A 26,749-nucleotide genomic window follows, 5' to 3' on the forward strand; every position below is an offset into this window, starting at 1 on the left:
CAACCTCCCCAAGGTGAAGACGATGAGCATGATGGACTGGGACGCCTACCGTAAGCAGTTGATGGCCGGCATCGGCGATCTCAAGCAGCTATCCCCTGACACCGTGGCCGGCTACATGACCGCCAGCGGCGCAGGGGCCAAGACCAACCACCTGGACGCCAAGACCCGCGAGCTGATCTCCCTCGCCGTGGCCGTGACCACCCGCTGCGATGGCTGCATCGCCGTGCATTCACAGCAGGCCGTCAAACACGGCGCCAGCCGCGAGGAAATCGCCGAGGCCCTGGGCGTGGCCGTGGCGATGAATGCCGGCGCCGCGCTGGTCTACTCGGCACGTGCCATGGATGCGGTGGGCAAGGCCAACAGCTGAACGCAAATGGCGTCGCCGCCCTTGCGCGACGGCGCCGCGCCACCCAGACTGGGCGGCCCAGCCCTTGCAGGAACCCGCATGATCCACATCCGCCCCATGACGCCGGAAGACTTCGAACACTTCTGGCCCACCTTCCAGGCCGTCGTACAAGCCCGTGAAACCTACGCATTCGACCCGGCCCTCAGCTTCGAACAGGCCCGCCAGCTGTGGCTGGAACTGCCCATGCGCACATTCGTGGCCGAAGAAGACGGCGCGATGCTGGGGTCGTATTACCTCAAGGCCAATGCCGCCGGGCCCGGTGGGCACGTGGGCAATTGCGGCTACATGGTCTGTGAAACGGCACGCGGCCGCGGCGTCGCGCGGTTGATGTGCGAGCACTCCCAGAAACAGGCACGCCAGGAGGGCTTTCTGGCCCTGCAGTTCAACTCGGTGGTGGCCACCAATGAGGTGGCAGTGGCGCTGTGGCACAAGCTGGGCTTCGAAACCGTTGGCCGCTTGCCCAAGGCCTATCGCCATGCCCGCCTGGGGCTGGTGGACTGCCTGGTGATGTACAAGTGGCTGGCGGACGAGCCGGTAGTGGAGAAGCCGCCACTGCTGATCGGGCGCAAGAACATCGAGGCGCGGGTGTCGCGGCGGCGCGGGCGCTGACTTCTTCAGGCCGCCCTGCTCGACGAAGGTCTATGGTAAAGTCGCGCCCTTTTTGAACATGCTGGGATATCGTTGCACATGACCCCCGTCCTCCGCTTCCTCAACCGCACCAGCCTGGTGACGCAGATCGTCATCGGCCTGATCGCCGGCATCGCCCTGGCCCTGCTTGCGCCCGCCATCGCCCGCGACATGGCCTTCCTCGGGAAAGTCTTCGTCAGCGCCCTCAAGGCGGTGGCGCCCGTGCTGGTGTTCATTCTGGTCATGGCATCGATCGCCAACCACCGTCACGGCCAGGAAACCCATATTCGCCCGATTCTCTGGCTGTACCTGCTGGGCACCTTCAGCGCAGCGGTAGTCGCCGTGGTCGCCAGTATGCTGTTCCCGTCCAACTTGGTGCTGACTACCAGCGACGCTGCGCTGAGCGCGCCGGGGGGCATTACCGAGGTGCTGCAGAACCTGCTGCTGAGTGCGGTCGACAACCCGATCAACGCCCTGCTCAACGCCAACTTCATCGGCGTACTGACCTGGGCCATCGGCCTGGGCGTAGCCCTGCGCCATGCCGGCGAAACCACCCGCACCGTGGTAGAGGACCTGTCCAATGGCGTGACCCTGATCGTACGCGTGGTCATCCGCTTCGCCCCGGTGGGCATCTTTGGCCTGGTCAGCGCCACGCTGGCCCAATCGGGCCTGGACGCCCTCCTTGGCTACCTGCACCTGCTGGCGGTGCTGATCGGCTGCATGCTGTTCGTGGCGCTGGTGATGAACCCGCTGATCGTATATTGGAAAATCCGCCGCAACCCCTACCCGCTGACCCTGCTCTGCCTGCGCGAAAGCGGTATCACCGCGTTCTTCACTCGCAGCTCGGCAGCCAACATCCCGGTCAACCTGGCCCTGTCGGAGCGCCTTGGCCTGCATGAGGACACCTATTCGGTGTCGATCCCGCTGGGTGCGACCATCAACATGGCCGGTGCCGCCATCACCATTACCGTCCTGACCCTGGCGGCTGTACATACCCTGGGTATTCCGGTGGACCTGCCGACCGCCGTGCTGCTCAGCGTGGTGGCGGCGGTCTGTGCCTGCGGCGCCTCGGGCGTGGCCGGTGGCTCGCTGCTGCTGATTCCACTGGCGTGCAGCCTGTTTGGTATCCCTAGCGAAATTGCCATGCAAGTGGTGGCGGTTGGCTTCATCATCGGCGTGCTGCAGGATTCGGCCGAGACGGCGCTGAATTCTTCTACCGATGTGCTGTTTACCGCGGCGGCGTGCCAGGCTGAAGAGCGGCGCAACGCTTGAGTTTGCCGGGCCCCTGTGGGAGCGGGTTCACCCGCGAATCAGGCGACGCGGTGCATGGCACCGGCTGCGCCGGTGTTCGCGGGTGAACCCGCTCCCACAGGTGCCAATTGCCTAACACGATGGCATTACCTACCCTAGTGGCCTTTCCCCAGCAATGAGACAGGGCCATGTCAGAACACGAAACCGCCGGCGAAGGCCGCTTCAACAGCATCGAGATCCGTATTCTCGGCTCGCTGATCGAGAAGCAGGCCACCAGCCCGGAAAGCTACCCGCTGACCCTCAACGCCCTGGTCCTGGCCTGCAACCAGAAGACCAGTCGCGAGCCGGTCATGAACCTCACCCAAGGCCAGGTCGGCCAAGCCCTGCGCGCCCTCGAAGGGCAGGACATGACCCGTCTGCAGATGGGCAGCCGCGCCGACCGTTGGGAACAACGGGTGGACAAGGCGCTTGAGCTGGTGCCGGCGCAACTGGTGCTGATGGGCCTGATGTTCCTGCGCGGGCCGCAAACCCTCAACGAACTGCTGACCCGCAGCAACCGCCTGCACGACTTCGACGACACCGAGCAGATCCAGCACCAGCTGGAGCGCCTGATCTCGCGCGGCCTGGCCTTGCACCTGCCGCGTCAGGCCGGCCAGCGCGAAGACCGTTACACCCATGCTTTGGGCGACCCGGCCGAAATCGAGGCAATCCTGGCTGCCCGGCAGCAGGAAGGCGGGGCACGCAGCAGCGGCGGCAATGTGTCGGAAGAACGCATCGAAGCCCTCGAAGCCCGCATCGCGGCGCTGGAGGCACGCCTGGCCGAACTGGAAGGCTGAGCCGTCACGGCTCGGGGTCGGGGAAGTTGCGGCAGCTCTTGCGCTCGGCCAGCTCCCGGTCACTGGGGCGCTGGTCGACGAACACGGTGCGGCCGTCGGCGTAGATTTCCAGGTAGCCCCAATGCAGGTCCTGCTCTTGCTGCCCGGGCTTTGGGGGGACTAGCCACCAGGGTTCGCGGCTGATCAGGGTCATGGGTGTGATTCCTGAGGGTGTCTGCAGTAATCATAGACATCCTCGGTTATTTCTTTGCTTTTGCCGGCCCTTTCGCGGCTAAAGCCGCTCCTACAGGGATCTGTACAGTTTTCAAAATCTGCGCAGTACCTGTGGGAGCGGCTTTAGCCGCGAAGAGGCCAGTACAGGCTTACGCCGGTACCGAAGTGCGGATCAGGTGGTCAAAGGCCGCCAGCGATGCCTTGGCCCCCTCACCCACCGCAATCACGATCTGCTTGTACGGCACAGTCGTCACGTCACCCGCCGCAAACACACCAGGGATGCTGGTCTGGCCCTTGGCATCGACGATGATCTCGCCACGCGGCGACAACTCGACGGTGCCTTTCAGCCAGTCGGTGTTCGGCAGCAGGCCGATCTGCACGAAGATGCCCTCCAGCGCCACTTCATGCTGTTGGTCGGTGGTGCGGTCCTTGTAACGCAGGCCGGTCACCTTTTCGCCATTGCCCAGCACTTCGGTGGTCAGCGCACTGGTGATCACCTTGACGTTCGGCAGGCTGTGCAACTTGCGCTGCAGTACCGCATCGGCACGCAGCTGGCTGTCGAACTCGATCAGCGTTACCTGGGCGACGATACCCGCCAGGTCGATGGCCGCTTCCACGCCCGAGTTGCCTCCACCGATCACCGCCACGCGCTTGCCCTTGAACAGCGGGCCGTCACAGTGCGGGCAGTAGGCCACGCCACGGGCGCGGTATTCCTGTTCGCCCGGCACGTTCATCTCACGCCAGCGGGCACCGGTAGCCAGGATAACGGTCTTGGCCTTGAGCGAGGCACCGCCGGCCAGGCGTACTTCGTGCAGGCCGCCATCGGTGGCCGGGATCAGCGCTTCACCGCGCTGCAGGTTCATGATGTCCACGTCGTACTGCTTGACGTGCTCTTCCAGCGCCGTGGCCAGCTTCGGCCCTTCGGTTTCCTGTACCGAGATGAAGTTCTCGATGGCCAGGGTGTCGAGCACCTGGCCGCCGAAACGCTCGGCCGCAATACCAGTGCGGATGCCTTTACGCGCGGCATAGATGGCTGCCGAAGCGCCGGCTGGGCCACCACCGACCACCAGCACATCGAAGGCGCCCTTGGCGTTGATCTTTTCGGCCTGGCGGCTGCCTGCGCTGGTGTCGATCTTGCCGAGGATTTCTTCCAGGCCCATGCGGCCCTGGCCAAACACTTCGCCGTTCAGGTAAATGCTCGGCACCGCCATGATCTTGCGCGATTCCACTTCCGCCTGGAACAGCGCGCCATCGATGGCCACGTGGCGCACGTTGGGGTTGAGGACCGCCATCAGGTTCAGCGCCTGGACCACGTCCGGGCAGTTCTGGCACGACAGCGAGAAGTAGGTCTCGAAGGTGAACTCGCCTTCCAGCGCCTGGATCTGTTCGATCACTTCGGCACTGGCCTTGGACGGGTGGCCCCCGACCTGCAGGAGTGCCAGCACCAGCGAGGTAAATTCGTGGCCCATGGGGATGCCGGCGAAGCGCAGGTTTATGTCGGCTCCCGGGCGGTTCAGCGAGAACGATGGACGACGGGCATCGTTGCCGTCCGCGCTGAAGGTAATAAGGTTCGACAGGCTGGCAATTTCCACCAGCAGGTCGTGCAATTCGCGGGATTTCGCGCCGTCGTCGAGGGAGGCAACGATCTCGATCGGCTGGGTGACCCGCTCCAGGTAGGTTTTCAGTTGCGATTTAAGCGTGGCGTCCAACATACGGGCGATTCCTTTTTCAAAACTCGGATACAAAAACGCCCAGGCGAGGTCGCCCGGGCGCTTTTACGGGGCGGTAGGTACTTCAGCTTTGGCGGCTGGCTACCGCCCGCGTTAAGCGCATGATCGGATTTTCGTTCGAGAAGTGCCTGCGCGGCGATCAGGCAAGGCGAAAACAGGCGAGGAAGCGGAGTTGACAGGTTGTCAATGAGCATTCCGAGCCTGTTTTCAACGCAGCATGGTCGTCGCGCAGGCGCTTATCGGGCGAAAATTAGATCTTGCCGACCAGGTCCAGCGACGGCGCCAGGGTGGCTTCGCCTTCTTTCCACTTGGCCGGGCAAACTTCGCCTGGGTGAGCGGCAACGTACTGGGCAGCCTTCACCTTGCGCAGCAGTTCGGCAGCATCGCGGCCTACACCACCGTCGTTCAGTTCGACGATCTTGATCTGGCCTTCCGGGTTGATCACGAAGGTACCGCGATCGGCCAGGCCGGCTTCTTCGATCAGCACGTCGAAGTTGCGCGAGATAACGTGGGTCGGGTCACCGATCAGCGGGTACTGGATCTTGCCGATGGTGTCCGAAGTGTCGTGCCAGGCTTTGTGGGTGAAGTGGGTGTCGGTGGACACGCCGTAGATTTCCACGCCCAGCTTCTGGAATTCGGCGTAGTTGTCAGCAAGGTCACCCAGCTCGGTCGGGCAGACGAAGGTGAAGTCGGCCGGGTAGAAGAACACGACAGACCACTTGCCTTTCAGGTCGGCTTCGCTGACCTGGACGAACTCGCCTTTGTGGTAGGCGGTGGCGTTGAACGGTTTGACCTGGCTGTTGATGATTGGCATGAGAGACGCTCCTTCATGGGGTTGGAATCAGTTGATGGAGAGAATCCTAACCGCTGGTCCCGATAAAGGCTCATTGGCAAAGCTCATGCTTTTGATTGGTTTTGGCTATAACCGAGGATAATTGATAGAAGGGAATGGGCTGAGCAAAGGATTGCGGTGCATTCAAGGGCCCCATCGCCGGCAAGCCAGCTCCCACAAGTACCGCGCAGGTCTCTGCACTTGTGCAATCCCTGTGGGAGCTGGCTTGCCGGCGATGGGGCCAGTGGCATCAGCGAGTGACCGTGCGCATGGTCACGAACTCTTCGGCCGCCGTCGGGTGCACGCCGATGGTTTCGTCGAACTGTTGCTTGGTCGCACCGGCCTTCAGGGCAATGCCCAGGCCCTGGATGATCTCGCCAGCATCAGGGCCAACCATGTGGCAGCCCAGCACCTTGTCGGTTTCGGCATCGACCACCAGCTTCATCAAGGTCTTTTCCTGGATGTCGGTCAGGGTCAGTTTCATCGCACGGAAGCGGCTCTCGAATACCTGCACCTTGTGCCCTGCCTCCAGCGCCTGCTCCTCGGTCAGGCCCACGGTGCCGATGGGCGGCTGGCTGAAGACTGCGGTGGGGATGTTCTGGTAGTCCACCGGGCGGTATTGCTCAGGCTTGAACAGGCGCCGGGCCACGGCCATGCCCTCGGCGAGTGCCACCGGGGTCAGTTGCACGCGGCCAATCACATCGCCAATCGCCAGAATCGACGGCGCGGTGGTCTGGTATTGCGGGTCTACCCGGATATAACCGCGTTCATCCAGCTCGACGCCGGTGTTCTCCAGGCCAAGGTTGTCCAGCATCGGGCGCCGGCCGGTGGCATAGAACACGCAATCGGTGACCAGCTCGCGGCCATCCTTCAGGGTGGCCTTGAGGCTGCCGTCCTCGAGCTTGTCGATGCGCTGGATGTCGGCATTGAACTGCAGGTCGAGGCCGCGCTTTTCCAGTTCTTCCTTCAGGTGCGTGCGCACCGAACCGTCGAAGCCACGCAGGAACAGGTCGCCACGGTACAGCAGTGTGGTAGCCGACCCCAGGCCCTGGAAGATACCGGCGAACTCGACGGCAATGTAGCCACCGCCCACCACCAGCACCCGGCGTGGCAGGTCCTTGAGGTAGAAGGCTTCGTTGGAGGTGATGGCCAGTTCCTTGCCCGGAATTTCCGGTACCTGTGGCCAGCCACCGGTGGCGATGAGGATGTGCTCGGCGGTATAGCGCTGGCCTTCCACTTCCACTTCATTGGCACCGGTCAAGCGCGCATGCCCCTGCAGCAAGGTAACTCCGCTGTTGACCAACAGGTTGCGGTAGATGCCGTTGAGGCGCTCGATTTCCCGGTTCTTGTTGGCAATCAGGGTGCCCCAGTCGAAGTGCCCTTCTTCCAGGGTCCAGCCGAAGCCTGCGGCCTGTTCCAGTTCGTCGGCGACGTGTGCGCCGTACACCAGCAACTTTTTCGGCACGCAGCCGACGTTGACGCAGGTGCCGCCCAGGTAGCGGCTCTCGGCCACTGCCACCTTTGCCCCGAAGCCGGCGGCAAACCGCGCCGCGCGCACACCGCCGGACCCGGCACCAATCACGAACAGATCAAAATCGTAGGCCATGTATTCACTCTCCTAGGCAGGCGCCCAGCATAACGCACTGGGGCCGCTTTGCGGCCCTTCGCGGGCCCGCCCGCTCCCACAGTACCGGCGCAACCTTGAAGGCCTGCACAATACCTGTAGGAGCGGGCGTGCCCGCGAAGGGCTGCAAAGCAGCCCCAGTTATCAGCTTTGATACAAGTAGCGGCTTATCAGTAAGCCTTGCCAGTCTTGTAGTAGTTCTCGAAGCAGAAGTTGGTCGCGTCGATGTAACCCTCGGCGCCACCGCAGTCGAAACGCTTGCCTTTGAACTTGTAGGCGATCACGCAGCCGTTCTGCGCCTGTTGCATCAGGGCGTCGGTGATCTGGATCTCGCCACCTTTGCCCGGCTCGGTGTTGGCGATGATGTCGAAGATGTCCGGGGTCAGGATGTAGCGACCAATGATCGCCAGGTTCGACGGGGCGTCTTCCGGCTTTGGCTTCTCGACCATGTTGGTGACACGGAAAATGTCGTCACGGATCATGTCGCCGGCGATCACGCCGTACTTGTTGGTTTCCTGCGGATCGACTTCCTGGATGGCGACGATCGAGCAACGGAACTGGTTGTACAGCTTGACCATCTGGGTCAGTACGCCGTCACCTTCCGGGTTCACGCACAGGTCGTCCGCCAGCACCACGGCGAACGGCTCGTCGCCGATCAGCGGGCGGCCAGTCAGGATGGCGTGGCCCAGGCCTTTCATTTCGGTCTGGCGGGTGTAGGAGAACGAGCACTCGTCGAGCAGGCGACGGATACCAACCAGGTATTTTTCCTTGTCGGTGCCCTTGATCTGGTTTTCCAGCTCGTAGCTGATGTCGAAGTGGTCTTCCAAAGCACGCTTGCCGCGCCCGGTGACGATGGAGATCTCGTTCAGGCCGGCATCCAGTGCCTCTTCAACGCCATACTGGATCAGTGGCTTGTTGACCACCGGCAGCATTTCCTTGGGCATGGCTTTGGTAGCAGGCAGGAAGCGGGTGCCGTAACCGGCTGCCGGGAACAAGCATTTTTTGATCATATACGTCCTTACAAAAGGCTAGGCCAGTGGAATTCGGCGCAGTCTAATCAGGCGGCAGTCACCTTACAATGCCCTACCTGTGGCCGATCGATGGGAAGATAGAGATAACCCAGTGTAGATAGTTCCGGGGGATCGTAAATATTGCTGTCATCCATGACCGTTGGATGACAGGAAATCGGGGTTTCCTGTACTGGCCTCTTCGCGGGCAAGCCCGCTCCCACAGGTACTGCACAGCATTCAGAGTCTGTGGTGATCCTTGTGGGAGCGGGCTTGCCCGCGAAGAGGCCAGTACAGGCAATACATCAGCTACCGGTGCCCTGCCCGATCAACACACCATCGACCTTCTGCCCATACAGGTTCACCCCGTCATTGGCATGGAACTTCACCCGCGTCTTCTCGATGGAGCCTTCCACCAGCCGCGGATCCTGCGGCCGTTCATGGCGGTTGACCCAGGCCGCCACATCCCAGGCCTGCTGATCGCTAAGGCTGCCCGGCTTGCCCAGCGGCATGTTGTACTTGATGAACGACGCCGCGGTATTGATCCGGTGCATGCCGGCGCCCCAGTTGTAGGAGTCCTTGCCCCACAACGGCGGCATCACGTACTCGCCCGCCACCTTCTGCCCTTCGCCATTGTCGCCGTGACAAATCGCACACTGCTCGCGATAAACCTGCTGACCGCGCTTGAAGTCGTATCCTCCCTTTGGTTGCGGCACCTCCGGGTACCCGCGCCCGGCAATCTCGACGCCGGTCGGCGCCTTGGTCGACAGCCAGTAGGAATACACCGCCAGCGCCGTCATCTGCGGGCTATCGGCCGCAGGCGGCTTGCCGTTCATGCTGAACTGGAAGCAGCCCTGGATGCGCTCGGCATAGGTGTTGACCTTGTCATTTTTCTTGCGGTAGGCGGGGTACATCGGGTACGCCCCCCACATCGGCGCGGAATGCGCCAGCCGCCCCTGGTCAAGGTGGCAGTTGCTGCAGTTCATGCCGTTGCCCACAGCCTCGGGCATCAACCTGCGGGTGTCGACGAACAAGGCATGCCCCTCGCGTACCATCTTGCCAAAGGCATTGTCAGGCAACTCGCTTTCCGCTGGTGGCACGAACTGCGGCGCGGCCTGCACGCCAGGCACTTTCAACTGCGACTGGTCTTCCATGGCTATCTGGGCGGCGTGTGCGCTGCCCATGGCCAGCAGCAGCAGGGCTGGAATCATCGGTTTCATGGCGTGACCTCCTGGCTGGCGGGGCGGGCGAAGAACTCGGCAACGGCCTTGATCTCGTCATCGGTCATGGCCTTGGCCACACCGACCATCAGCTGGTTGGGGTCATTGCTGCGGGTGCCGTCACGCCAGGCGTTGAGCTGCGCCATCAGGTAACTCGCGGGCTGACCGGCCAAGGGCGGGAAATGCTCGCCAACCCCGCCACCGCCCGGGCCATGGCATTGCACGCAGCCAGGAATCTGCCGGCTCCAGTCGCCGTACAGGGCCATGCGAGTGGTGGGATCATCGGCGATCTGCTGGCGACGCAGGTCGCCGGCAGGGTCTGCCGGCAGGCTGGCCAGATAGGTGCTGACCGCCTTGATCTCATCCTCGGTCAGGGCTTTGGCAAGCGGCTCCATCACCGGCTGCTTGCGGCTGCCGCTGCGCCAGTCACGCAATTGCTTGCTGAGGTAAGCGGCCGGCAGCCCGGCCAGGCGCGGGAAGCCGGCAGCGGCAATGCCTTTGCCGTCCGGGCCATGGCAACCCAGGCAAGCCATGGCGGCGGGGTTGGTCCCACCCTGGGTGAAGACTTTCTGGCCATCGGCGGCATGCGCCGTGGGCCAGGCCAGGATCAGCAGGCTGCCGACCAAGGCGCGACTCAACGGTGTCATCACGAATCTCCTTTTCTATTGTTATAAGCTTAGGCTTAAAACATATAAGCAAAAGGAGCGTAATCAGTTGCCCTGGATCAACTACCCGAAATGCATTGGGTGGCTGCGGTGCGCACGTCGCCCAGGCGCAGCGGGAAATTGTTCAGCCGCTCGTGCAGCTTGATGCTGCTGCCGCTGCCACGCTTGTCGATATCCACCAGCGCCGCCGGGCCCACACCCGAGCTGATCTTCTGCGGCACGATCAGCCGCAGGCCATCGCCACGCTGCTCTTCCACCAGCGGGTCGCGGGTATCGGCCAGCTTCTGCTTGACGCAATCGGCATACGCGCGTGGGGACTTGCCCGAGATTACATCCAGCGTTTCGCGCGACTGTTCCAGTTCCGTAACACTCACACAGCCACCCAGCGTCATCGCCAACGCCGCCACCATCCACTTCATTTGCAGCACCTCTGCCTTCAAGAATCCGCTTCGACCACAGCCAGGCCGATTTGCTCCCTGCTTTGGCAGATTTATCTACGCCTGGCGGAACAGCGCGGCAGTGTAACCCGACATCGTGGTATCTTTCGCCTTTGCAGAACCAATCCTTGCGGAGCATCACATGAAATTCGTACACCAGCGCGAGCACCTGAACGAGGACGATATCGTCGTCATCGAGTGCTCCCAGCGCTGCAATATCCGCCTGATGAACGACGCCAACTTCCGCAGCTTCAAGAACGGCGGTCGTCATACCTACCACGGTGGCCATTTCGACAAGTTCCCGGCGAAGATCACCGTGCCCAGCACCGGCTTCTGGAACATCACCATCGATACCGTGACCACCCGCCCGATCTCGGTTACCCGCAAGCCAACCTTGACCCACAAGATCAAGATCATCCGTCGTTCATCGTCGAAACTCAGATAAGGCCACCATGACCCAGACCACCAAGTACGTCATCAAGTACAAGCTCGACGGCCAGCGCCGCTGGGACTTCGCGTTGATGCCCGACGCCTCCCTTGAACAAGCCCTGGAAGCCCTGCGCAAGATTCACGGCGAAGACGCCGAGAAGATCAGCGACATCCAGGTCAGCAAAGCCTTGTAAACACCCGCCCCACCGTACTGCCCGCCCGCGCAAGGAGAATCGCATGAGCCACTGGCCCGACCGCCGCATCCTCGACCTGCTGGGTATCGAGTTGCCCATTCTGCAGGCCCCCATGGCCGGTGCGACGGGCTCGGGCATGGCCACTGCCGTGGGCCTGGCGGGCGGTTTGGGCGCCCTTCCCTGCGCCATGCTCACGGGCGACCAGGTGCGCGCCGAGATCGCTGCCTTCCGCGCCGGCTGCCCGGGCCGCCCGTTGAACCTGAACTTCTTCTGCCACCAGCCGCCAGCGCCCGATGCCGAGCGCGATGCACGCTGGAAGCAGGCGCTACAGCCCTATTACAGCGAAGTGGGAGCCGACTTCACGGCGCCCACGCCGGTGTCCAACCGGGCGCCTTTCGACGAACAGAGCTGCCAGCTGGTCGAGCAACTGCGCCCGGAGGTGGTGAGCTTCCACTTCGGCCTGCCACATGCCGACCTGCTGCAACGGGTAAAGGCCAGTGGTGCCAAGGTGCTGTCCAGCGCCACAACCGTAGAGGAAGCCGTGTGGCTGGAGCATCACGGCTGTGATGCGATCATTGCCATGGGCTATGAGGCGGGCGGCCATCGCGGCATGTTCCTCAGCGACGATATCACCAGCCAGATCGGCACCTTCGCGCTGGTGCCACAGGTGGCCGATGCGGTCAGCGTGCCGGTGATTGCCGCCGGCGGCATTGCTGACCACCGCGGCCTGTTGGCGGCATTGGCCTTGGGGGCTTCGGCAGTGCAGATCGGAACGGCGTACCTGTTCTGCCCCGAGGCCAAGGTGTCGCCGGCGCATCGCCAGGCCCTGGACAGCGCACCTGCCAGCGACACGGCGCTGACCAACCTGTTCACCGGCCGACCGGCGCGTGGCATCAACAACCGCATCATGCGCGAGCTGGGGCCGATGAGCGATTTGGCCCCGCGCTTCCCGCTGGCCGGTGGGGCCTTGATGCCTTTGCGGGCGATTACGGATCCGCAGGGCAATAGCGATTTCAGCAACCTCTGGTCGGGGCAGGCGTTGCGGCTGGGCAGGCATATGCCGGCGGGTGAGTTGACCCGGGAGATTGCCGAAAAGGCGCTGGCCGTGGTCGGCCGCCAGGCGTCTGCATAAGCAGGTTCGGCCTCTTCGCGGGCTTGCCCGCTCCCACAGGTTCACCACTGATTTTGAATGCTGCGCAGTACTGTGGGAGCGGTCAAGCCCGCGAAGGGGCCGGACCTGCCCATGCATCATCCTGCCCCCTTCCCGGCCCACGGCCTATCGCTATATAGTTAAGGATATAACGATAAGCCCCAAGGAGCTGTCTTCATGCGTATCCGCCCGCCCCACTTGGCTGCCACCGCCCTGGCCAGCCTGCTTGCCTTCAACACTGCCTGGGCCGATGAAGTCCAGGTCGCGGTCGCAGCGAACTTCACAGCCCCTATCCAGGCCATTGCCAAGGACTTCGAGAAAGACACCGGCCACAAGCTGATCGCTGCCTATGGCGCCACCGGCCAGTTCTACGCACAAATCAAAAATGGCGCGCCGTTCGAGGTATTTCTCGCTGCCGACGACAGCACCCCAGCCAAGCTCGAGCAGGAAAACGCCATTGCCCCGGGCTCACGCTTCACCTACGCCATCGGCACCCTGGCGCTGTGGTCGGCCAAGCCCGGCTATGTCGACGCCAACGGCGAAGTGCTGAAGAACAACCAGTTCAAGCACCTGTCCATTGCCAACCCGAAAACCGCGCCCTACGGCCTGGCCGCCACCCAGGTGCTGGACAAGCTGAAGCTGACCGAAGCCACCCGGCCCAAGCTGGTCGAAGGGCAGAACATTACCCAGGCGTTCCAGTTCGTATCCACCGGCAACGCCGAGCTGGGCTTTGTCGCCCTTTCGCAAATCTACAAGGACGGCAAGGTCGAAAGCGGTTCGGCCTGGATCGTTCCCTCGTCCCTGCACGAACCCATCCGCCAGGACGCGGTAATCCTCGAAAAAGGCAAGGACACCCCCGCCGCCAAGGCCCTGGTCGACTACCTGAAAGGCCCGAAAGCCGCGGCAGTGATCAAATCCTACGGTTATGAAATCTGATGCCACTGAATGCCAGTGACCTGGGTGCCATCTGGCTGACCGTGAAACTGGCCAGCATGACCACCCTCATCCTGCTGATCGTCGGCACGCCCATCGCCTGGTGGCTGGCGCACACGCGCTCGTGGCTGCGCGGGCCGGTGGGCGCGGTAGTGGCCTTGCCGCTGGTGCTGCCACCCACGGTGATCGGCTTCTACCTGCTGATCGCCCTCGGCCCGCATGGCTGGCTGGGCCAGGCGACCCAGGCGCTGGGCCTGGGCAGCGTGGTGTTCAGCTTCACCGGCCTGGTGATCGGCTCGGTGATCTATTCCATGCCGTTCGTGGTCCAGCCGCTGCAGAATGCCTTCGGCGCCATTGGCCAGCGCCCGCTGGAAGTGGCCGCGACGCTGCGCGCCAGCCCCTGGGACACCTTCGTCCACGTGGTGCTGCCGTTGGCCCGTCCGGGCTTCATCACCGCCAGCATCCTCGGTTTCGCCCACACGGTGGGCGAGTTCGGCGTGGTGCTGATGATTGGCGGCAACATCCCCGACAAGACACGCGTGGTCTCGGTGCAGATCTTCGACCATGTCGAGGCCATGGCCTATTCGCAAGCGCACTGGCTGGCCGGTGCCATGCTGGTGTTCTCGTTCCTGGTGCTGCTCCTGCTTTACGCAGGACGCCGCGGCAAGGCTGGCTGGAGCTGAAATGAGCGCATCGATTGTGGCGCGCCTGCAACTGGCACGCGACGACTTCACCCTGGACGTAGACCTGCACCTGCCCGGCCGCGGCATCAGTGCGTTGTTCGGCCACTCCGGTTCTGGCAAGACCAGCTGCCTGCGTTGCCTGGCGGGGCTGGAACGGGCCGCCAGCGCCTACATCGAGGTCAACGGCGAAGTCTGGGAAGACAGCGCCCGCGGATTCTTCCTGGCACCACACCTGCGCCCGGTAGGCTACGTGTTCCAGGAGGCCAGCCTGTTCCCGCACCTGTCGGTACGCGGCAACCTGGAGTTCGGCTGGCGCCGGGTGGCCGCTGCCGAGCGCAAGGTCAGCCTAGACCTGGCCTGCCAGCTGCTGGGTATCGGCCACTTGCTGGCACGCCGGCCGGCGACCTTGTCCGGTGGCGAGGCGCAGCGGGTGGGCATTGCCCGCGCCCTGCTCAGCAGCCCGCGCCTGCTGTTGATGGACGAGCCACTGGCTGCACTCGACGGGCCGCGCAAACGCGAAATCCTGCCCTACCTGGAACGCCTGCACGACGAACTGGACATCCCGCTGGTATATGTCAGCCATGCCCAGGAAGAAGTGGCGCGGCTGGCCGACCACCTGGTGTTGCTGGAGCAAGGCCAGGCAGTGGCCAGCGGCCCGATCGGCGAAACCCTGGCCCGTCTCGACCTGTCGCTGGCCGAGGGCGAGGATGCCGGCGTGGTGTTCGAAGGCCTGGTGGTGGCACATGACGCGCACTACGACCTGCTCGACCTGCGCCTGCCCGGCAACGACGGGCCGCTGTTGCGTATCACCCACCCTGCCCAGGTGATGGGCAGCACCTTGCGGGTCAAGGTGCAGGCGCGTGACGTCAGCCTGGCCCTGGCAGCCGACAGCACTTCGAGCATTCTCAACCGCTTGCCGGTGCGCGTGCGCGAAAGCCGCCCGGCCGCCAACCCGGCCCATGTACTGGTCAGCCTGGATGCTGGCGGCAATGCCTTGCTCGCGCGCATCACCCGCTTCTCGGCAGACCAGCTCGACCTGCACCCGGGCCAGGTGCTGTTTGCCCAGATCAAGTCGGTGGCGCTGCTGGGCTGAGCATCGGCCCCATCGCTGGTGTCCATTGATCAGTGACCTGATCGAGGCCTGCCAACCATGCTTGACTGCCCCCTGCCGCGCACCCTGCACTACGTCGACGACAGCCAGCCGGGCCTGACCCGGCGGCGCTGGAGAGGGCGCTTCATCTACCTGGATGCCGACGGCCAGCGGGTGCGCGACAGCGATACCCTTGCCCGCATCGCTGCACTGGCAATCCCCCCGGCCTATAGCGAGGTGTGGATCTGCGCCGACCCGCAAGGCCACCTGCAAGCCACAGGTCGCGATGCCCGTGGCCGCAAGCAATACCGCTACCACGCGCAGTGGCGCGAAATACGCGACCAGCACAAGTACGGGCGCATGCTGGCGTTTGCCCAGGCCCTGCCGAAATTGCGCGCACAGCTGCACGACCACCTTGCCCGGCCAGGCCTGGACCGGGAAAAGGTGATGGCGCTGGTGATCAGCCTGCTGGACCACACCCTGATCCGCATCGGCAACCAGCGCTACCTGCGTGACAACCAGTCCTATGGACTGACCACCCTGCGCAACCGCCATGTCGAGGTGAAGGGCAGCAGCATCCGCTTCCAGTTCCGCGGCAAGCGCGGCGTCGAGCACAACGTCAGCCTCAACGATCGGCGCCTGGCCAACCTGCTCAAGCGCTGCATGGAGTTGCCCGGCCAAGCGTTGTTCCAGTACCTGGACGACGACGGCCAGCGCCATAGCGTCGGCTCCAGCGAGGTCAACCAGTTTCTGCAGCAGCTGACCGGTGCCGACTTCACCGCCAAGGACTACCGCACCTGGGCCGGTAGCAGCCTCGCCCTGGACCTGCTGAGGCCCTTGGCCTGGGAGCCCGAGAGCGAAGCCAAGCGCCAGGTCGCCGCCATCGTCCGTCAGGTAGCATCACGCCTGGGCAATACACCGGCAGTGTGCAGGCGCTGTTACATTCACCCGGCTGTACTTGAACACTATGCCCTGGGGCGCCTGGCCAACTTGCCGAAGAACCGTGTGCGCAAAGGCCTGGACCGTGAAGAAGTAGCCTTGCTGTTATTTCTTCAGGCACTCGAGGAACAGGATGACCATTAACCCGGTCTATTCAGACCATGATGCGAAGAAATTTCCCATTGGCCGCCAAGCCCCCTATTCTTGCCACCGAGCACCTTGGCCGACAAACCGCTGGCGGTTTGCTTCGGCACCTGCGACTGAAGACACGCAACAGAATTTGTCTGTCGGGGAATTACTATCCGCCGAAAGCGTCTTTAATGAGAAGGAAGAGGGACAAGCTCCCGCCGCCGTGGCAACTAGCCCGACGGACTTTTACATCACCAAGGAGAACTACATGCTGATACTCACCCGCAAGGTTGGCGAAAGCATCGTCATCAACGATGACATCAAAGTCACCATTCTGGGCGTCAAAGGGATGCAGGTGAGGATCGGTATCGATGCACCGAAAGACGTCCAGGTCCATCGAGAAGAGATTTTCAAGCGTATCCAGGCCGGCAGCCCGGCCCCGGAAAAGCACGACGACTCGCACTGAGCGACCTGCCTCAAGCCGCACGAACGCGCCTGATCGCCCCGCGCCTCAGGTGCCCAGCAGTTCGTGCACCTTGGCGATCATACAGTCCATGTCGAACGGTTTGTCGAACACCGCGGCGAACAGTTCCGGGCATCCCTGATTGGCCTGCGCGCCACTCATGAGGATGACCGGCAACTCGCTCAAGGCCGGGTCTTCACGCATCGAGCGCACAAGCTCCTCACCGTTGAGCAGTGGCATCATGTAGTCGGTGATGACCAGCTGAAAGCGCTTTTCCTTCAGTGCCTCCAGCGCCTTGCAGCCGTTGCTCGCCTTTTCCACCAGAAAACCCTCGTCCTCCAGGGCAAAACCGAGGATGTCGGCAATCAGGTACTCGTCATCGACGATCAGGATGGTGTTCATCGCCCGCCCCGTCACCCGCTCCCCTGCGGCACCGGCGTTCCCGAAAGCACACCGCAGGCGCCTTCGAACGCCTTGCGCAGGGTAATGCCTTGCGGCCCGATCAGCAGCTCGTGCAAGGCAGGGTCATGGTGGCTGTCACGCACCTTGAGGATCGACAGCATGCGCCGCAGCTGCGAATCCAGCTCGACGAAGCGCATCAGCATCAAGTTGTCGACGATGCTCGACAGGTCCGGGGCCGGGGCGCTGATTTCCGCGCCGAAAATGTCGCGCATTTCCCAGGTCAGCATCACGCTGACATCGCGCGCGCGCAGTTCGCCGACCAAGGCGCGGAAAAACGCATTGAGCCGCGCGGGGTCGATGGCCAGCCGGCTGAACGCCCCCAGGCTGTCGATCAGCACGCGCTTGCTGCCTTGCGCTTCGACCCGCTCGAGCAGGCGCGCACCGACCTGGTCCAGCAGGCCCTCGGTAGTCGGCTGCCAGCAAAGCTGCAGGATGCCAGCCTGCTCCATGGCTGCAAAATCGTAACCCAGCGACGCGGCCTTGATACGCAGGCGCTCCGGCGTTTCGTAAAAGCCGAAATGCAGCCCCGGCGCCTGCAGGCTGCTGGCACCGAGAAATGCCAGGCCCAATGACGTCTTGCCAATACCCGAGGGCCCGATCAGCAGGCTGACCGAGCCCGTGGCCAAGCCGCCACCGAGCATATCATCCAGGGTCGCCACCCCGCTGCCGATGCGCTCCAAGGTGGCGCTGCCCGCCTGGCTGGGGTGGCTGAACAGTGACTCCAGGCGCGGGTATACATGCATGCCGGTTTCATCGATGAGGCATTCATGGCGCCCCGACAACGCCGCACTGCCCCGCGTCTTGCGCAGCTGGATATGACGCACGGCGCGGCTGCCAAACAGTTGCTCGCCCAGTTCGATCACCCCGTCGACCATCGTGTGCTCCGGGCTACCCTCTTCCAGCCGGGCGCTGGTCAGCAGCAGCACGGTGCAGCCCGCAAAGGCCGCATGGCCCTGTAGTTCAGAGACGAATTTCTTGGTATCCAGCGCGGTTTCCGCACGCACCCGGGCATTTAGCACGCCATCGACGATCAGCAGGCTGGCCTGCTGGCGGGCGATTTCCTGACGCAGCAGCCGTACCACGGCGTCCAGGCCTTCCTGCTCCAGGGTATCGAAGGCACTGACGAACTGGATCGGATCACCGACCAGCGCCGGGTCGAAGAACTCCAGGGTCGCCAGGTACTGGAACAGCCGCTCGTGCGACTCGCTGAGCAACGTGGCCACCAGCACCCGGCCACCACCGCGCACATGCCCGCAGGCCAGCTGATTGGCGAGGATGGTCTTGCCAGCCCCCGGCGGGCCCTGAATGATGTAGGACGCGCCAGCCACCAGGCCACCCTGGAGCAACGCATCGAGCCCATCGATCCCCGTCACCAGCCGCCTGAGTGCCTGTGCCATGGTGTTCTACCTGTCGAGTTGGCTGTCCGTCTGGCCCTGATAGATTGGCAAGTAAAGCTGCATGCAAGTTCCCCGGCCGGGCTCACTGTCGACGCAAATGGCACCACCGCTCTGCCTGGCAAAACCATACACCTGGCTGAGGCCCAGACCAGTCCCCTTGCCAAAGGGCTTGGTAGTGAAAAATGGTTCGAAGATCCGCGGCAGTACCGCTGGCGCGATGCCCTCGCCGCTGTCTTCGACCTCGAAACGCACAAACCCGCCGTGCAGGCCCTCCACCTCGCCGGTCAGCTCGACCACATCGACGGTCAAGCCGATCTGGCCCTGCCCCGTGATGGCATCGCGGGCATTGAACAACAGGTTGAGCAGCACCATCTGCAATTGCCCAGCATCCACCTCGATCAGGGGCAGATCCGGTTGCAACAGCACCTTCAGGTCGATCGAACCAGGCAGCGCATGCTCCAGAAGACCACGGGTGGCAGTAACAAGGTGCGCCGGGGCGACGCAAGCCACATCAAGCTTGCGATGGCGGGCAAAGCTGAGCAGCTGCTGGGTCAGTTCGGTGCCCCGCTGCCCGGCATCGAGAATATGCTGCAGCATGCGCTGGGCGCGTGCCGGGTCCTGGGTGGCCAGCGCCAGGCGCGCCGAGCTGATGATGATGGTCAACATGTTGTTGAAGTCATGCGCCAGGCCACCGGTCAACTGGCCCAAGGCCTCCAGCTTCTGTGCCTGGAACAGCTGGGCGCGCACCGCGTCCAGTTGCAGCGCCGACTCGCGGCGGTCGGTGATGTCCCGGGTCACCTTGGCCAGGCCGACAATCTGGCCTTGGTCATCGCGAATCACATCCAGGGCGGCCAGCGCCCAGAACTGCGAGCCGTCCTTGCGTACGCGCCAGCCCTCATCCTGCGCCACGCCCTGCTCCAGCGCCTGGCGCAGCAAGCGCTCCGGGCGGCCCTCGGTGCAATCCTGCGGAGTGAAGAACAACGAGAAATGCTGGCCGATCACTTCATCGGCACGGTACCCCTTGATACGTTGCGCGCCTGCGTTCCACGACACCACATGGCCGGAAGGATCGAGCATGTAAATGGCGTAATCCACCACCGACTGAACCAGTTGTTCATAGCGGTGGGCAGGCATGACAGGGTGATCGAGACGGTCAGCTGAAACCATGCGAACTCCACCGGCACAGCAGGAGGGAAAACATTGCGAGGTTCAACGCCCAGGCTCAACCAGCACAGGGCTGATGCGCCGAGGCATCGCCACTTTCAGCAGCCACAAGCCGACCAGCAGGATAAGCCCGCCACCGGCCAGGGCCATCAGCCGCTGCGGTTGAGAGTGTTCGGCATCGAACCCCAGCATCAGCAGATAACCGCCCAGGCTGATCAGGCTCAGGTAGAGAAATGCCGCCAGCACCACGACCAGCACGAACAAAAGTCGCCACAACAGCCGTGGGTGCACGATACGCTCGGAAGTATCGGACAGAGTCATGACCGCACACTCTTTGGATCCAATAAAAGGGCAACAGTGGCGTAATGACAGCAAGGTGTCAATTGCCCATTCGATCGACCCTTCATTCTGTTGATCATAGGCGCTGTGGTTGACTCAACTATAACAATGGGTTATAAAGCGCGCTTGATTGCGAGGCCCTTCTGCTTAGAAGCGAGCTGGTCGTTACGGCCCCTTCAAGCATGCGAGTGTGGTGGAATTGGTATACACAGCAGACTTAAAATCTGTCGGCGTGAGCCTTGCGGGTTCGAGTCCCGCCACTCGCACCAAATTTCTTCGCAAAAGGCGCCCTCGCGGCGCCTTTTTGCTGCCCGCCTGCAAGGTGTTGCGCAGCTGCTAGAGTGGAGCTTGAACCCGTCCACTGGAACGCCGCCATGCGCTACTCCCTGTTCGATGGTCAACGCGACATCATTATCCTGATTGCCCGTGTGCTGCTGATGATCCTGTTCGTCTTGTCTGGCTGGGGCAAGCTGACCGGGTTCGAAGGCACGGTCGGCTACATGACTTCACTGGGCGCTCCTGCCCCCATGCTGGCAGCGGCAGTAGCCGTGCTCATGGAATTCGCCGTCGGCATCCTGCTGATCCTCGGATTCTACACCCGGCCGCTGGCCTTACTGTTTGCGTTGTTCGTACTGGGCACGGCGCTGCTGGGCCACCCGTTCTGGAACATGGTCGACCCTGAGCGCAGCGCCAACATGACCCAGTTCCTGAAAAACCTCAGCATCATGGGCGGCATGTTGTTACTGGTGGTAAGCGGCCCCGGGCGTTTTTCGGTGGACGGGCGCTGAGTCAGTCGTCTTCGCGGTCGTCGAACCAGGCTGGGTGATCACGCTCTTCTTCATCAAGGTCGTCCAGCGTTTCTTCGTCTTCCTCGATGTCATCCTCGACGCCTCGGGCATCGGCTTCTGCTTCAGTGTCGTCGTAGAGGAATTCGTGATCAAGCAGGTGATCATGTTCGGGTTCGTGCAGGTCATCTTCGTCGCGCATGCTGACTCCTGGGCTGGTGGCAGGCCTGTATAGGCGGATCGGCTGCACAGGTCAATGCATTACCGCTTAATGCTGGGTTAACCGGCCAGACCCAAGCTGCAGGCTCTCCCTTCAAACGTTGCTTGCCCGCCATACCCGGCGGGCTTTTTTATTGCTGCCACTCCCCCTCCGTCCAGTGCAGTGAAATCACATGGAACCCGGCCCATGCTGGCCACCCTCGAGCTGAGCCATGCATGACAAGTCCATCACCTGAGCTTCACAAAATGCTGACATCCCGCTGGGCACACTGAACCTGCTCCCTATGTTCTTACAGCCCGCCGCATCGTTGCCGCGGGCTTTTCTTTTTGTGGCATGCACAGTGCCTCTGACCATGACCTGAGGCAGTTTTACCGTATCGGCCCAGGGCTATGCTTAGCCGGCGATAAGCAAGCCCATTCGGAACAGGATACGGAGGCTCTTATGAAAGCTGCTGTTGTTGCACCAGGCCGTCGCGTGGAAGTTGTGGAGAAAACCCTGCGCCCCCTCGAGCACGGTGAAGCGCTGCTGAAGATGCAATGCTGCGGTGTGTGCCACACCGACCTGCATGTGAAAAATGGCGACTTCGGTGACAAGACCGGTGTGGTGCTAGGTCACGAAGGCATCGGCGTGGTCCAGGCAGTAGGGCCAGGCGTCACCTCGCTCAAACCGGGCGACCGCGCCAGCGTGGCCTGGTTCTACCAGGGTTGCGGGCATTGCGAGTATTGCAACAGCGGCAACGAAACCCTGTGCCGCGAAGTGAAGAACTCCGGCTACACCGTGGACGGCGGCATGGCCGAAGCCTGCATCGTCAAGGCCGACTACTCGGTCAAAGTGCCCGACGGGCTCGACTCCGCTGCCGCCAGCAGTATTACCTGCGCCGGCGTGACCACCTACAAGGCGGTGAAGATCTCCAACATCCGCCCCGGCCAATGGATCGCCATCTACGGCCTCGGCGGCCTGGGCAACCTTGCCCTGCAATATGCCAAGAACGTCTTCAACGCCAAAGTGATCGCCATCGACGTCAATGAAGAGCAACTGCGCTTCGCCAGCGAGATGGGCGCTGACCTGGTCATCAACTCACGCACCGAGGATGCCGCCAAGGTCATCCAGGCCAAGACCGGTGGCGCCCATGCCGCCGTGGTTACCGCCGTTGCCAAGGCTGCCTTCAACTCGGCCGTTGATGCCCTGCGTGCGGGTGGCCGCCTGGTTGCGGTCGGCCTGCCGTCGGAAGCCATGAACCTGAATATCCCTCGCCTGGTGCTGGACGGCATCGAAGTGATCGGCTCGCTGGTCGGTACCCGCCAGGACCTGCAGGAAGCTTTCCAGTTTGCGGCGGAAGGGAAAGTGGTGCCGAAGGTGACTCTGCGGCCGATCGAGGATATCAACCAGATCTTCGATGAGATGCTGGAGGGCAAGATCAAAGGGCGGATGGTGATTCAGTTCGAGGGGTGATGACCCATGTGCGCTGGCTGTTGGTGCAGCGCACACTACCCTGAAATGGGCGCGCCTTAGGTCCTGGTTTCAGGTAAGCGCTATGCTTGATACACGATTTTATCCAAGTCGTGGTTTGTAGTCGGTTCGCAAGCAGAAGACTGGCTAGCACATCGGAGTGAACGTATGGGCATCCGCAGCTTGGCGAAAAACCTGCCACCCGACCCGGACAATGACGGCTGGGTACTTGGATGGGGCGTACTGAGAGACCGGCATCCCTGGCATTTCGTCGATGTGTTTGCCGACCAGAGGACCGCCAGGGCCGAGGCGGTGCGCCGCGGGGCAGGCTATGTTGTGGAGTTCGGCTCGCACCGCCTGGGATCGGATGAATTCGTTTGTGGGATATCCCCGCCTGAAGGCTAGCGTTTGAATGGGCGGAGCGGCGGGCGATGGATCCTGCGGCCGTTCTCAAGCCTGAACATACTGCACATCCTCGCAGAGAAGCGCGGTTCACCGCTTCTCAAGACCCTCGATTTGGCTTGACTGACTTCCTCAGGGCGTGATGCGGCCGGTCGAGGCGTCCACGAAACCAGGGGCGATTCAAAGCTCATGCAATTAGGCCGCCCCATAGGGACGACATGCTGGCCGGATGAATCGCCGAACCGTCCCGCACCTGCGATAACCCTAGCGCACCGCTGCTTGTGCGGCGATACGCCAGTCGCCTCATCCAGACCGGAAATGCCGCGCTACCAGCGCAACAAGCGAGGTCCGAGCAGCACGCCCATGACGGTCGGCAGCAACATGCCAAGCAGATACCAAACGCCCCAGAATGGAATGCCCATCTCCGGGCAGTGCAGGCAGTAGGCCAGGGTCGCCGTGGCTCCCGCCAGTAGCCCGCCCGCCGCGCCGACAATGCGCAGGCGGGTTGGCGCAAGGCCGCGCAGCGCCCAGAACACGCCGACGAAGGTCGGCACCGAGAGCAGCGCAATGTTCAGCGGGCAGGTGCGCCAGGTCTTGCCAAGGATCAGGCTGGCGCGGGCGTCGGCAGGTATTCCGGTCAGCTCTACCGCTCCGCCTATCCAGACCAGCAGTACGGGCAGCACCAGCAGCACCCAGGCCGCCCCACCATTCACGCCTGGCCGCGCCAGGCGACTGTTCAGCCACAGGGCAATAAAGGCAAGGCTGCCGGGTAACGCAACCTTGGCCCAGAACAGCGGCGTGCGTACGACCTCGCCCAGGTCAGGTCGTACACCGAAGATGGCCGTAATCAGCAGCAGTGCGCCCAAAGCTCCGGCCAACAAGCCAAAGGCGAAACGCTTGCCAGAGACGTGTCGGTCCACCGCGCCCTCACCGGCGCTCAGCAGGTCGATCAGTTCATTGGTCTTCATCGTTTCGTAATCCTCGGATGATAGTCGCCAGGGCCTTGAGACCTCGGTGGATGCCGATCTTCACGGCAGAGCTGGAAAGCCCGGTCAGACTGGCGGTTTCCTCCACCGACAGGCCCTCCAGCTTTACATGAACGATTGGCAGGCGCTGCTTGTCGGGTAGCTGCCGCAGCAGCTTGCCCAGATCACGGCTGGCCTGAGCGGGTTCGCCATCCTCGACGGCGAACAGTTCTCCCTCGTCGTCCGCCAACGGATCGTGGAGGGCCTCCCGGTGCGCAAAGGCGCGGAAGTAGTCAGCCAGCTTGTAGCGCGCGATGGCCTGCACCCAGGCAGTCAAAGGCTGGTCCGCGCGGTAGGTGTGGCGGGCATTGTGGACCGCCAGTAGCACTTCCTGCAGCAGGTCTTCGACCTCGCCGGGGCGCTGGCTCAGGCGCCGGCCTAGGAACGCCCGCAGGTGCGAGCCGAGCGCACTGAGGAACTCGCGGTACGCGCTGCCGTCACCGTCCAGGCCACGCAGCAACAACCCCTGCAGCTGAGCCTCACGTGCGATCAGCACCTCCTGGCTGGTAGTTCGTTGCATTGGCCGTCCTGGTTACACCGTAAATGAATTCTTTCACGCTCTCGCCCCAGCCAACTGGCGTGCCGTTGGCTTGCAGAAAAACAGGCATTCGTTCAATACGTTAGGGCCGCGGCGAAGAATTCTCAAAAAAAGTTTTGCGGCACTGTAACCGGATCACCTCCCCTAGCGAACTACTCATCGAGCCGCCGGAAAGCCTTCCGCGACCCTTCATTCGAACCGGAGACCGCACCATGAAAACCCTGACCCTCGCCACCGCCGCCCTCGCTCTTGCCGCCATCACCGGTAGCGCTGTGGCTGACGACATGAACACCAAAGCCAGCAATGGCGCGGCCATGGAGAAGTGCTACGGCGTCGCCCAGGCCGGCAAGAATGACTGTAAGGCCGGTGCCGGCACCACTTGTGCGGGCAGCGCCAAGAAGGACTACGACGGTATGCACTGGAAAAACGTTCCGGCCGGCACCTGCACTACCATCAAAACGCCCAAGGGCATGGGCTCGCTGACCCCGAGCAAAGCCTGAGCCAAGGCCGCCGACCATGAGCGCAATCCATAAACTGGGCGCCGGGCTGGGGTTGAGGGGCGACCACTATGCCCAGGCCTTCGCCTGCTCCGCCCAAGGTCTCTGGTTCGAAGTGCATCCGGAGAATTACATGGTCGGCGGTCCCCGCCTTGCCTGGCTGGAGCGGATCGCCGAGCGGCATCCACTGTCGCTGCACGGGGTTTCGCTGTCCCTGGCGGCCGATGCCGCACCTGACGAGGCACACCTTCAACGCTTGCGGGTGCTGGTCGAGCGGGTGCAACCGCTGCTGATTTCCGAGCACCTAGCCTGGTCCAGTTGGCGCGGGCAGTATCTCCCGGATCTGCTGCCCTTCCCGCGTAGCCATGCGGCCCTGGGGCGCATAACCGAAAACATCCAACGCACCCAGGAAGCTCTGGGCCGGCGCATCGCCATCGAAAACCCCAGCCATTACGTGCGTCTGCAGGGCCACGACTGGGATGAGATCGACTTCCTCGCGGAACTGGCATTGCGCACTGGCTGTGGCCTGCTACTGGACGTCAACAACGTGCACGTCAGCGCACACAACCTGGGCTTCGATACCAAGCGCTATCTTGATCGCTTCCCGGCGGCGGCCATCCTCGAAATCCACCTGGCCGGATACAGTCACGACGAGGGCGGCGAGTTGCTAATCGATTCCCACGACGCACCTGTCGCCGAACCGGTCTGGGCGCTTTACGGGCACCTGATTCAACGTATCGGACCTAGGCCGACATTGATCGAGCGCGACGACCATCTGCCAGCCTTCGACGTTCTGCAGGCTGAGCGCGAGCGCGCCCAGGCGATCCTCAACCTGGCTCAGGTGACCACATGAAAACGGCACTCGGCGCCTTCCAGGACGCCTTCGTCTATGCCCTCTACCAGCGCACTGCCCCGGAACTGCAAAGCGTCACCGCGCAGGCGGCCTTCGAGGTGTATCGCAATACCGTGTTCAAGGGCTGCGTCGATGCGCTGTGCGACAACTTCCCGACCATCGAACGCCTGGTTGGGAAAGACTGGCTTCGTGCAGCGGCCGCCATCCACGCTCGCGAGACGCCGCCTAGCGACGCCCGGCTGATTCTTTACGGGGAAGGTTTCGCAAACTTCCTCGAAGCCTTCGAACCCGCGCGGGAACTACCCTACCTTGGCCCCGTGGCGCGCCTGGACCGGCTGTGGACCGAGGCCTTCATCGCCCCTGCGCAAGCGCTGTTGGAACTCGCCAGCCTCGCAGGCATGACCGCCTCCGACCTCGCCGCCTGCCACCTGGTACCGCGCACCTGCGTGCGCTGGAGCTGGTTCAGCGGGCAACCGATCTACAGCATCTGGCGTTACAACCGCGAGGCCCTGCCGATACCGGAGGAACTGCCCTGGCGAGGTGAGGGCGCATTGCTCGTCGGGCATGCCGAAGGCGTCACCTGGCATGCGCTGGAGGTTGGCGGCTGCGCCTTCCTGGACGCCTGCGCAGCCGGCAACGATCTGGACCGAGCCTCAGCCCTGGCGCTCGCTGCACAACCTGATCTCGACTTCCACGACCTGCTCGGCCACCTGTTCGGCGCCGGGGTGTTCCGTCCCATCAACGTCACCTGAGAAAGCCA

General features: G+C 63.0%; 33 protein-coding genes, 1 tRNA gene and 1 pseudogene. 20 read left to right on the top strand and 15 right to left on the bottom strand.

Annotation, left to right across the window (positions count from 1 at the left end):
* Positions 1 to 22: 22 nt before the first annotated feature.
* The 4 genes from M1D87_RS16845 (at position 23) to M1D87_RS16860 (ending at position 3,120) form a co-directional block, all read left to right on the top strand.
* Positions 23 to 367 (top strand): carboxymuconolactone decarboxylase family protein, encoded by a 345-nt coding sequence (locus M1D87_RS16845; RefSeq protein ID WP_039614473.1) that lies wholly within the window; start codon positions 23 to 25, stop codon positions 365 to 367.
* A gap of 78 nt (positions 368 to 445) precedes the next feature.
* Positions 446 to 1,015: a GNAT family N-acetyltransferase gene (locus M1D87_RS16850; protein WP_039614474.1), complete on the top strand. Its 570-nt coding sequence runs from the start codon at positions 446 to 448 to the stop codon at positions 1,013 to 1,015.
* Positions 1,016 to 1,093: 78 nt separating this feature from the next.
* Positions 1,094 to 2,305, top strand: coding sequence for a serine/threonine transporter SstT (sstT, locus tag M1D87_RS16855; RefSeq protein ID WP_013973176.1), 1,212 nt, complete (start codon positions 1,094 to 1,096; stop codon positions 2,303 to 2,305).
* Positions 2,306 to 2,472: 167 nt separating this feature from the next.
* Positions 2,473 to 3,120 (top strand): YceH family protein, encoded by a 648-nt coding sequence (locus M1D87_RS16860; protein WP_025339663.1) that lies wholly within the window; start codon positions 2,473 to 2,475, stop codon positions 3,118 to 3,120.
* 4 nt (positions 3,121 to 3,124) lie between these two features.
* On the opposite strand, the gene M1D87_RS16865 is transcribed toward M1D87_RS16860, so the two are convergent.
* From M1D87_RS16865 to M1D87_RS16900, 8 genes are all read right to left on the bottom strand, one after another.
* On the bottom strand, positions 3,125 to 3,313 hold the full coding sequence (locus M1D87_RS16865; RefSeq protein WP_013973178.1) for a hypothetical protein: 189 nt from the start codon (positions 3,311 to 3,313) through the stop codon (positions 3,125 to 3,127).
* A gap of 169 nt (positions 3,314 to 3,482) precedes the next feature.
* Positions 3,483 to 5,045, bottom strand: coding sequence for an alkyl hydroperoxide reductase subunit F (gene ahpF, locus M1D87_RS16870; RefSeq protein ID WP_123084497.1), 1,563 nt, complete (start codon positions 5,043 to 5,045; stop codon positions 3,483 to 3,485).
* Between the two features lie 268 nt (positions 5,046 to 5,313).
* The gene (ahpC, locus tag M1D87_RS16875) at positions 5,314 to 5,877 is read right to left on the bottom strand and encodes an alkyl hydroperoxide reductase subunit C (RefSeq protein WP_004375926.1); all 564 of its coding nucleotides are present in this window, start codon (positions 5,875 to 5,877) and stop codon (positions 5,314 to 5,316) included.
* A 268-nt stretch (positions 5,878 to 6,145) separates the two neighbouring features.
* A complete protein-coding gene (gorA, locus tag M1D87_RS16880; RefSeq protein ID WP_123084496.1) occupies positions 6,146 to 7,501 on the bottom strand; it encodes a glutathione-disulfide reductase in 1,356 nt (451 codons plus the stop codon).
* Between the two features lie 188 nt (positions 7,502 to 7,689).
* Positions 7,690 to 8,529 (bottom strand): UTP--glucose-1-phosphate uridylyltransferase GalU, encoded by an 840-nt coding sequence (gene galU / locus M1D87_RS16885; protein WP_013973181.1) that lies wholly within the window; start codon positions 8,527 to 8,529, stop codon positions 7,690 to 7,692.
* Positions 8,530 to 8,831: 302 nt separating this feature from the next.
* Positions 8,832 to 9,746 carry a c-type cytochrome gene (locus M1D87_RS16890; RefSeq protein ID WP_054572095.1) on the bottom strand — a complete coding sequence of 305 codons (915 nt, stop codon included), beginning with the start codon at positions 9,744 to 9,746 and terminating at the stop codon, positions 8,832 to 8,834.
* The gene (locus tag M1D87_RS16895) at positions 9,743 to 10,393 is read right to left on the bottom strand and encodes a c-type cytochrome (RefSeq protein ID WP_123084495.1); all 651 of its coding nucleotides are present in this window, start codon (positions 10,391 to 10,393) and stop codon (positions 9,743 to 9,745) included. Before M1D87_RS16895 ends, M1D87_RS16890 begins: the two co-directional genes overlap by 4 nt.
* A gap of 77 nt (positions 10,394 to 10,470) precedes the next feature.
* The gene (locus M1D87_RS16900; protein ID WP_047933625.1) at positions 10,471 to 10,830 is read right to left on the bottom strand and encodes a hypothetical protein; all 360 of its coding nucleotides are present in this window, start codon (positions 10,828 to 10,830) and stop codon (positions 10,471 to 10,473) included.
* Between the two features lie 160 nt (positions 10,831 to 10,990).
* Here M1D87_RS16900 and M1D87_RS16905 point away from each other — a divergent pair, with 160 nt between their 5' ends.
* From M1D87_RS16905 to csrA, 8 genes are all read left to right on the top strand, one after another.
* Entirely contained in the window at positions 10,991 to 11,293 is a 303-nt protein-coding gene (locus M1D87_RS16905) for a DUF1883 domain-containing protein (protein WP_013973185.1), read from the top strand.
* A 7-nt stretch (positions 11,294 to 11,300) separates the two neighbouring features.
* The gene (locus tag M1D87_RS16910) at positions 11,301 to 11,471 is read left to right on the top strand and encodes a hypothetical protein (RefSeq protein WP_013973186.1); all 171 of its coding nucleotides are present in this window, start codon (positions 11,301 to 11,303) and stop codon (positions 11,469 to 11,471) included.
* Between the two features lie 43 nt (positions 11,472 to 11,514).
* A complete protein-coding gene (locus M1D87_RS16915) occupies positions 11,515 to 12,603 on the top strand; it encodes an NAD(P)H-dependent flavin oxidoreductase (protein ID WP_123084494.1) in 1,089 nt (362 codons plus the stop codon).
* 195 nt (positions 12,604 to 12,798) lie between these two features.
* On the top strand, positions 12,799 to 13,557 hold the full coding sequence (gene modA / locus M1D87_RS16920) for a molybdate ABC transporter substrate-binding protein (protein ID WP_421091556.1): 759 nt from the start codon (positions 12,799 to 12,801) through the stop codon (positions 13,555 to 13,557).
* Complete coding sequence (gene modB, locus M1D87_RS16925; RefSeq protein ID WP_123084492.1) at positions 13,557 to 14,237, top strand: molybdate ABC transporter permease subunit; 681 nt, start codon at positions 13,557 to 13,559, stop codon at positions 14,235 to 14,237. Before modA ends, modB begins: the two co-directional genes overlap by 1 nt.
* A 1-nt stretch (position 14,238) precedes the next feature.
* A complete protein-coding gene (gene modC / locus M1D87_RS16930) occupies positions 14,239 to 15,330 on the top strand; it encodes a molybdenum ABC transporter ATP-binding protein (protein ID WP_123084491.1) in 1,092 nt (363 codons plus the stop codon).
* Positions 15,331 to 15,387: 57 nt separating this feature from the next.
* Entirely contained in the window at positions 15,388 to 16,410 is a 1,023-nt protein-coding gene (locus M1D87_RS16935) for a DNA topoisomerase IB (RefSeq protein WP_123084490.1), read from the top strand.
* 253 nt (positions 16,411 to 16,663) lie between these two features.
* Positions 16,664 to 16,861 carry a carbon storage regulator CsrA gene (gene csrA / locus M1D87_RS16940; protein ID WP_004375914.1) on the top strand — a complete coding sequence of 66 codons (198 nt, stop codon included), beginning with the start codon at positions 16,664 to 16,666 and terminating at the stop codon, positions 16,859 to 16,861.
* Positions 16,862 to 16,906: 45 nt separating this feature from the next.
* Here the strand turns inward: csrA and M1D87_RS16945 are convergent, their stop codons facing one another.
* From M1D87_RS16945 to M1D87_RS16960, 4 genes are read right to left on the bottom strand one after another with little or no spacing between them, the layout of a single operon-like run.
* Complete coding sequence (locus tag M1D87_RS16945; protein WP_123084489.1) at positions 16,907 to 17,260, bottom strand: response regulator; 354 nt, start codon at positions 17,258 to 17,260, stop codon at positions 16,907 to 16,909.
* Between the two features lie 11 nt (positions 17,261 to 17,271).
* Positions 17,272 to 18,717, bottom strand: coding sequence for an ATPase domain-containing protein (locus M1D87_RS16950; protein ID WP_039614485.1), 1,446 nt, complete (start codon positions 18,715 to 18,717; stop codon positions 17,272 to 17,274).
* A 6-nt stretch (positions 18,718 to 18,723) separates the two neighbouring features.
* Positions 18,724 to 19,884, bottom strand: coding sequence for a two-component system sensor histidine kinase NtrB (locus tag M1D87_RS16955; RefSeq protein WP_123084488.1), 1,161 nt, complete (start codon positions 19,882 to 19,884; stop codon positions 18,724 to 18,726).
* A gap of 42 nt (positions 19,885 to 19,926) precedes the next feature.
* Positions 19,927 to 20,202, bottom strand: coding sequence for a hypothetical protein (locus tag M1D87_RS16960; RefSeq protein ID WP_024087373.1), 276 nt, complete (start codon positions 20,200 to 20,202; stop codon positions 19,927 to 19,929).
* Between the two features lie 202 nt (positions 20,203 to 20,404).
* Between M1D87_RS16960 and M1D87_RS16965 the strand changes: the two genes are divergently transcribed.
* Positions 20,405 to 20,489, top strand: a tRNA-Leu gene (locus M1D87_RS16965).
* 105 nt (positions 20,490 to 20,594) lie between these two features.
* Positions 20,595 to 21,008 carry a DoxX family protein gene (locus tag M1D87_RS16970; RefSeq protein ID WP_123084487.1) on the top strand — a complete coding sequence of 138 codons (414 nt, stop codon included), beginning with the start codon at positions 20,595 to 20,597 and terminating at the stop codon, positions 21,006 to 21,008.
* A gap of 1 nt (position 21,009) precedes the next feature.
* On the opposite strand, the gene M1D87_RS16975 is transcribed toward M1D87_RS16970, so the two are convergent.
* Positions 21,010 to 21,207 carry a hypothetical protein gene (locus tag M1D87_RS16975; protein WP_013973197.1) on the bottom strand — a complete coding sequence of 66 codons (198 nt, stop codon included), beginning with the start codon at positions 21,205 to 21,207 and terminating at the stop codon, positions 21,010 to 21,012.
* Positions 21,208 to 21,666: 459 nt separating this feature from the next.
* On the opposite strand from M1D87_RS16975, the gene adhP reads away from it, so the two are divergent.
* The 3 genes from adhP to M1D87_RS16990 all read left to right on the top strand — a co-directional run bounded on the left by adhP (position 21,667) and on the right by M1D87_RS16990 (position 23,549).
* Entirely contained in the window at positions 21,667 to 22,677 is a 1,011-nt protein-coding gene (adhP, locus tag M1D87_RS16980) for an alcohol dehydrogenase AdhP (protein ID WP_013973198.1), read from the top strand.
* A gap of 165 nt (positions 22,678 to 22,842) precedes the next feature.
* On the top strand, positions 22,843 to 23,079 hold the full coding sequence (locus M1D87_RS16985; protein ID WP_013973199.1) for a hypothetical protein: 237 nt from the start codon (positions 22,843 to 22,845) through the stop codon (positions 23,077 to 23,079).
* Positions 23,080 to 23,357: 278 nt separating this feature from the next.
* Positions 23,358 to 23,549 carry a hypothetical protein gene (locus M1D87_RS16990; RefSeq protein ID WP_461241456.1) on the top strand — a complete coding sequence of 64 codons (192 nt, stop codon included), beginning with the start codon at positions 23,358 to 23,360 and terminating at the stop codon, positions 23,547 to 23,549.
* Here the strand turns inward: M1D87_RS16990 and M1D87_RS16995 are convergent.
* Together M1D87_RS16995 and M1D87_RS17000 are read right to left on the bottom strand one after the other, a co-directional pair.
* Positions 23,466 to 24,044 (bottom strand): annotated as a pseudogene (locus M1D87_RS16995) (DUF1109 domain-containing protein); the annotation flags it as partial. The gene M1D87_RS16990 and the pseudogene M1D87_RS16995 sit on opposite strands and share 84 nt — an antisense overlap.
* A complete protein-coding gene (locus M1D87_RS17000) occupies positions 24,031 to 24,621 on the bottom strand; it encodes a sigma-70 family RNA polymerase sigma factor (RefSeq protein ID WP_123084485.1) in 591 nt (196 codons plus the stop codon). The gene M1D87_RS17000 and the pseudogene M1D87_RS16995, both read right to left, overlap by 14 nt.
* 230 nt (positions 24,622 to 24,851) lie before the next feature.
* Between M1D87_RS17000 and M1D87_RS17005 the strand changes: the two genes are divergently transcribed.
* From M1D87_RS17005 to M1D87_RS17015, 3 genes are read left to right on the top strand one after another with little or no spacing between them, the layout of a single operon-like run.
* On the top strand, positions 24,852 to 25,139 hold the full coding sequence (locus M1D87_RS17005; RefSeq protein ID WP_061305797.1) for a BufA1 family periplasmic bufferin-type metallophore: 288 nt from the start codon (positions 24,852 to 24,854) through the stop codon (positions 25,137 to 25,139).
* 16 nt (positions 25,140 to 25,155) lie between these two features.
* Positions 25,156 to 25,989 carry an MNIO family bufferin maturase gene (gene bufB / locus M1D87_RS17010; protein ID WP_123084484.1) on the top strand — a complete coding sequence of 278 codons (834 nt, stop codon included), beginning with the start codon at positions 25,156 to 25,158 and terminating at the stop codon, positions 25,987 to 25,989.
* Entirely contained in the window at positions 25,986 to 26,741 is a 756-nt protein-coding gene (locus tag M1D87_RS17015) for an HvfC/BufC N-terminal domain-containing protein (RefSeq protein WP_123084483.1), read from the top strand. The genes bufB and M1D87_RS17015 overlap by 4 nt, the downstream gene beginning before the upstream one ends.
* Positions 26,742 to 26,749 lie beyond the last annotated feature (8 nt).

The organism is Pseudomonas sp. SA233, assembly GCF_054792385.1.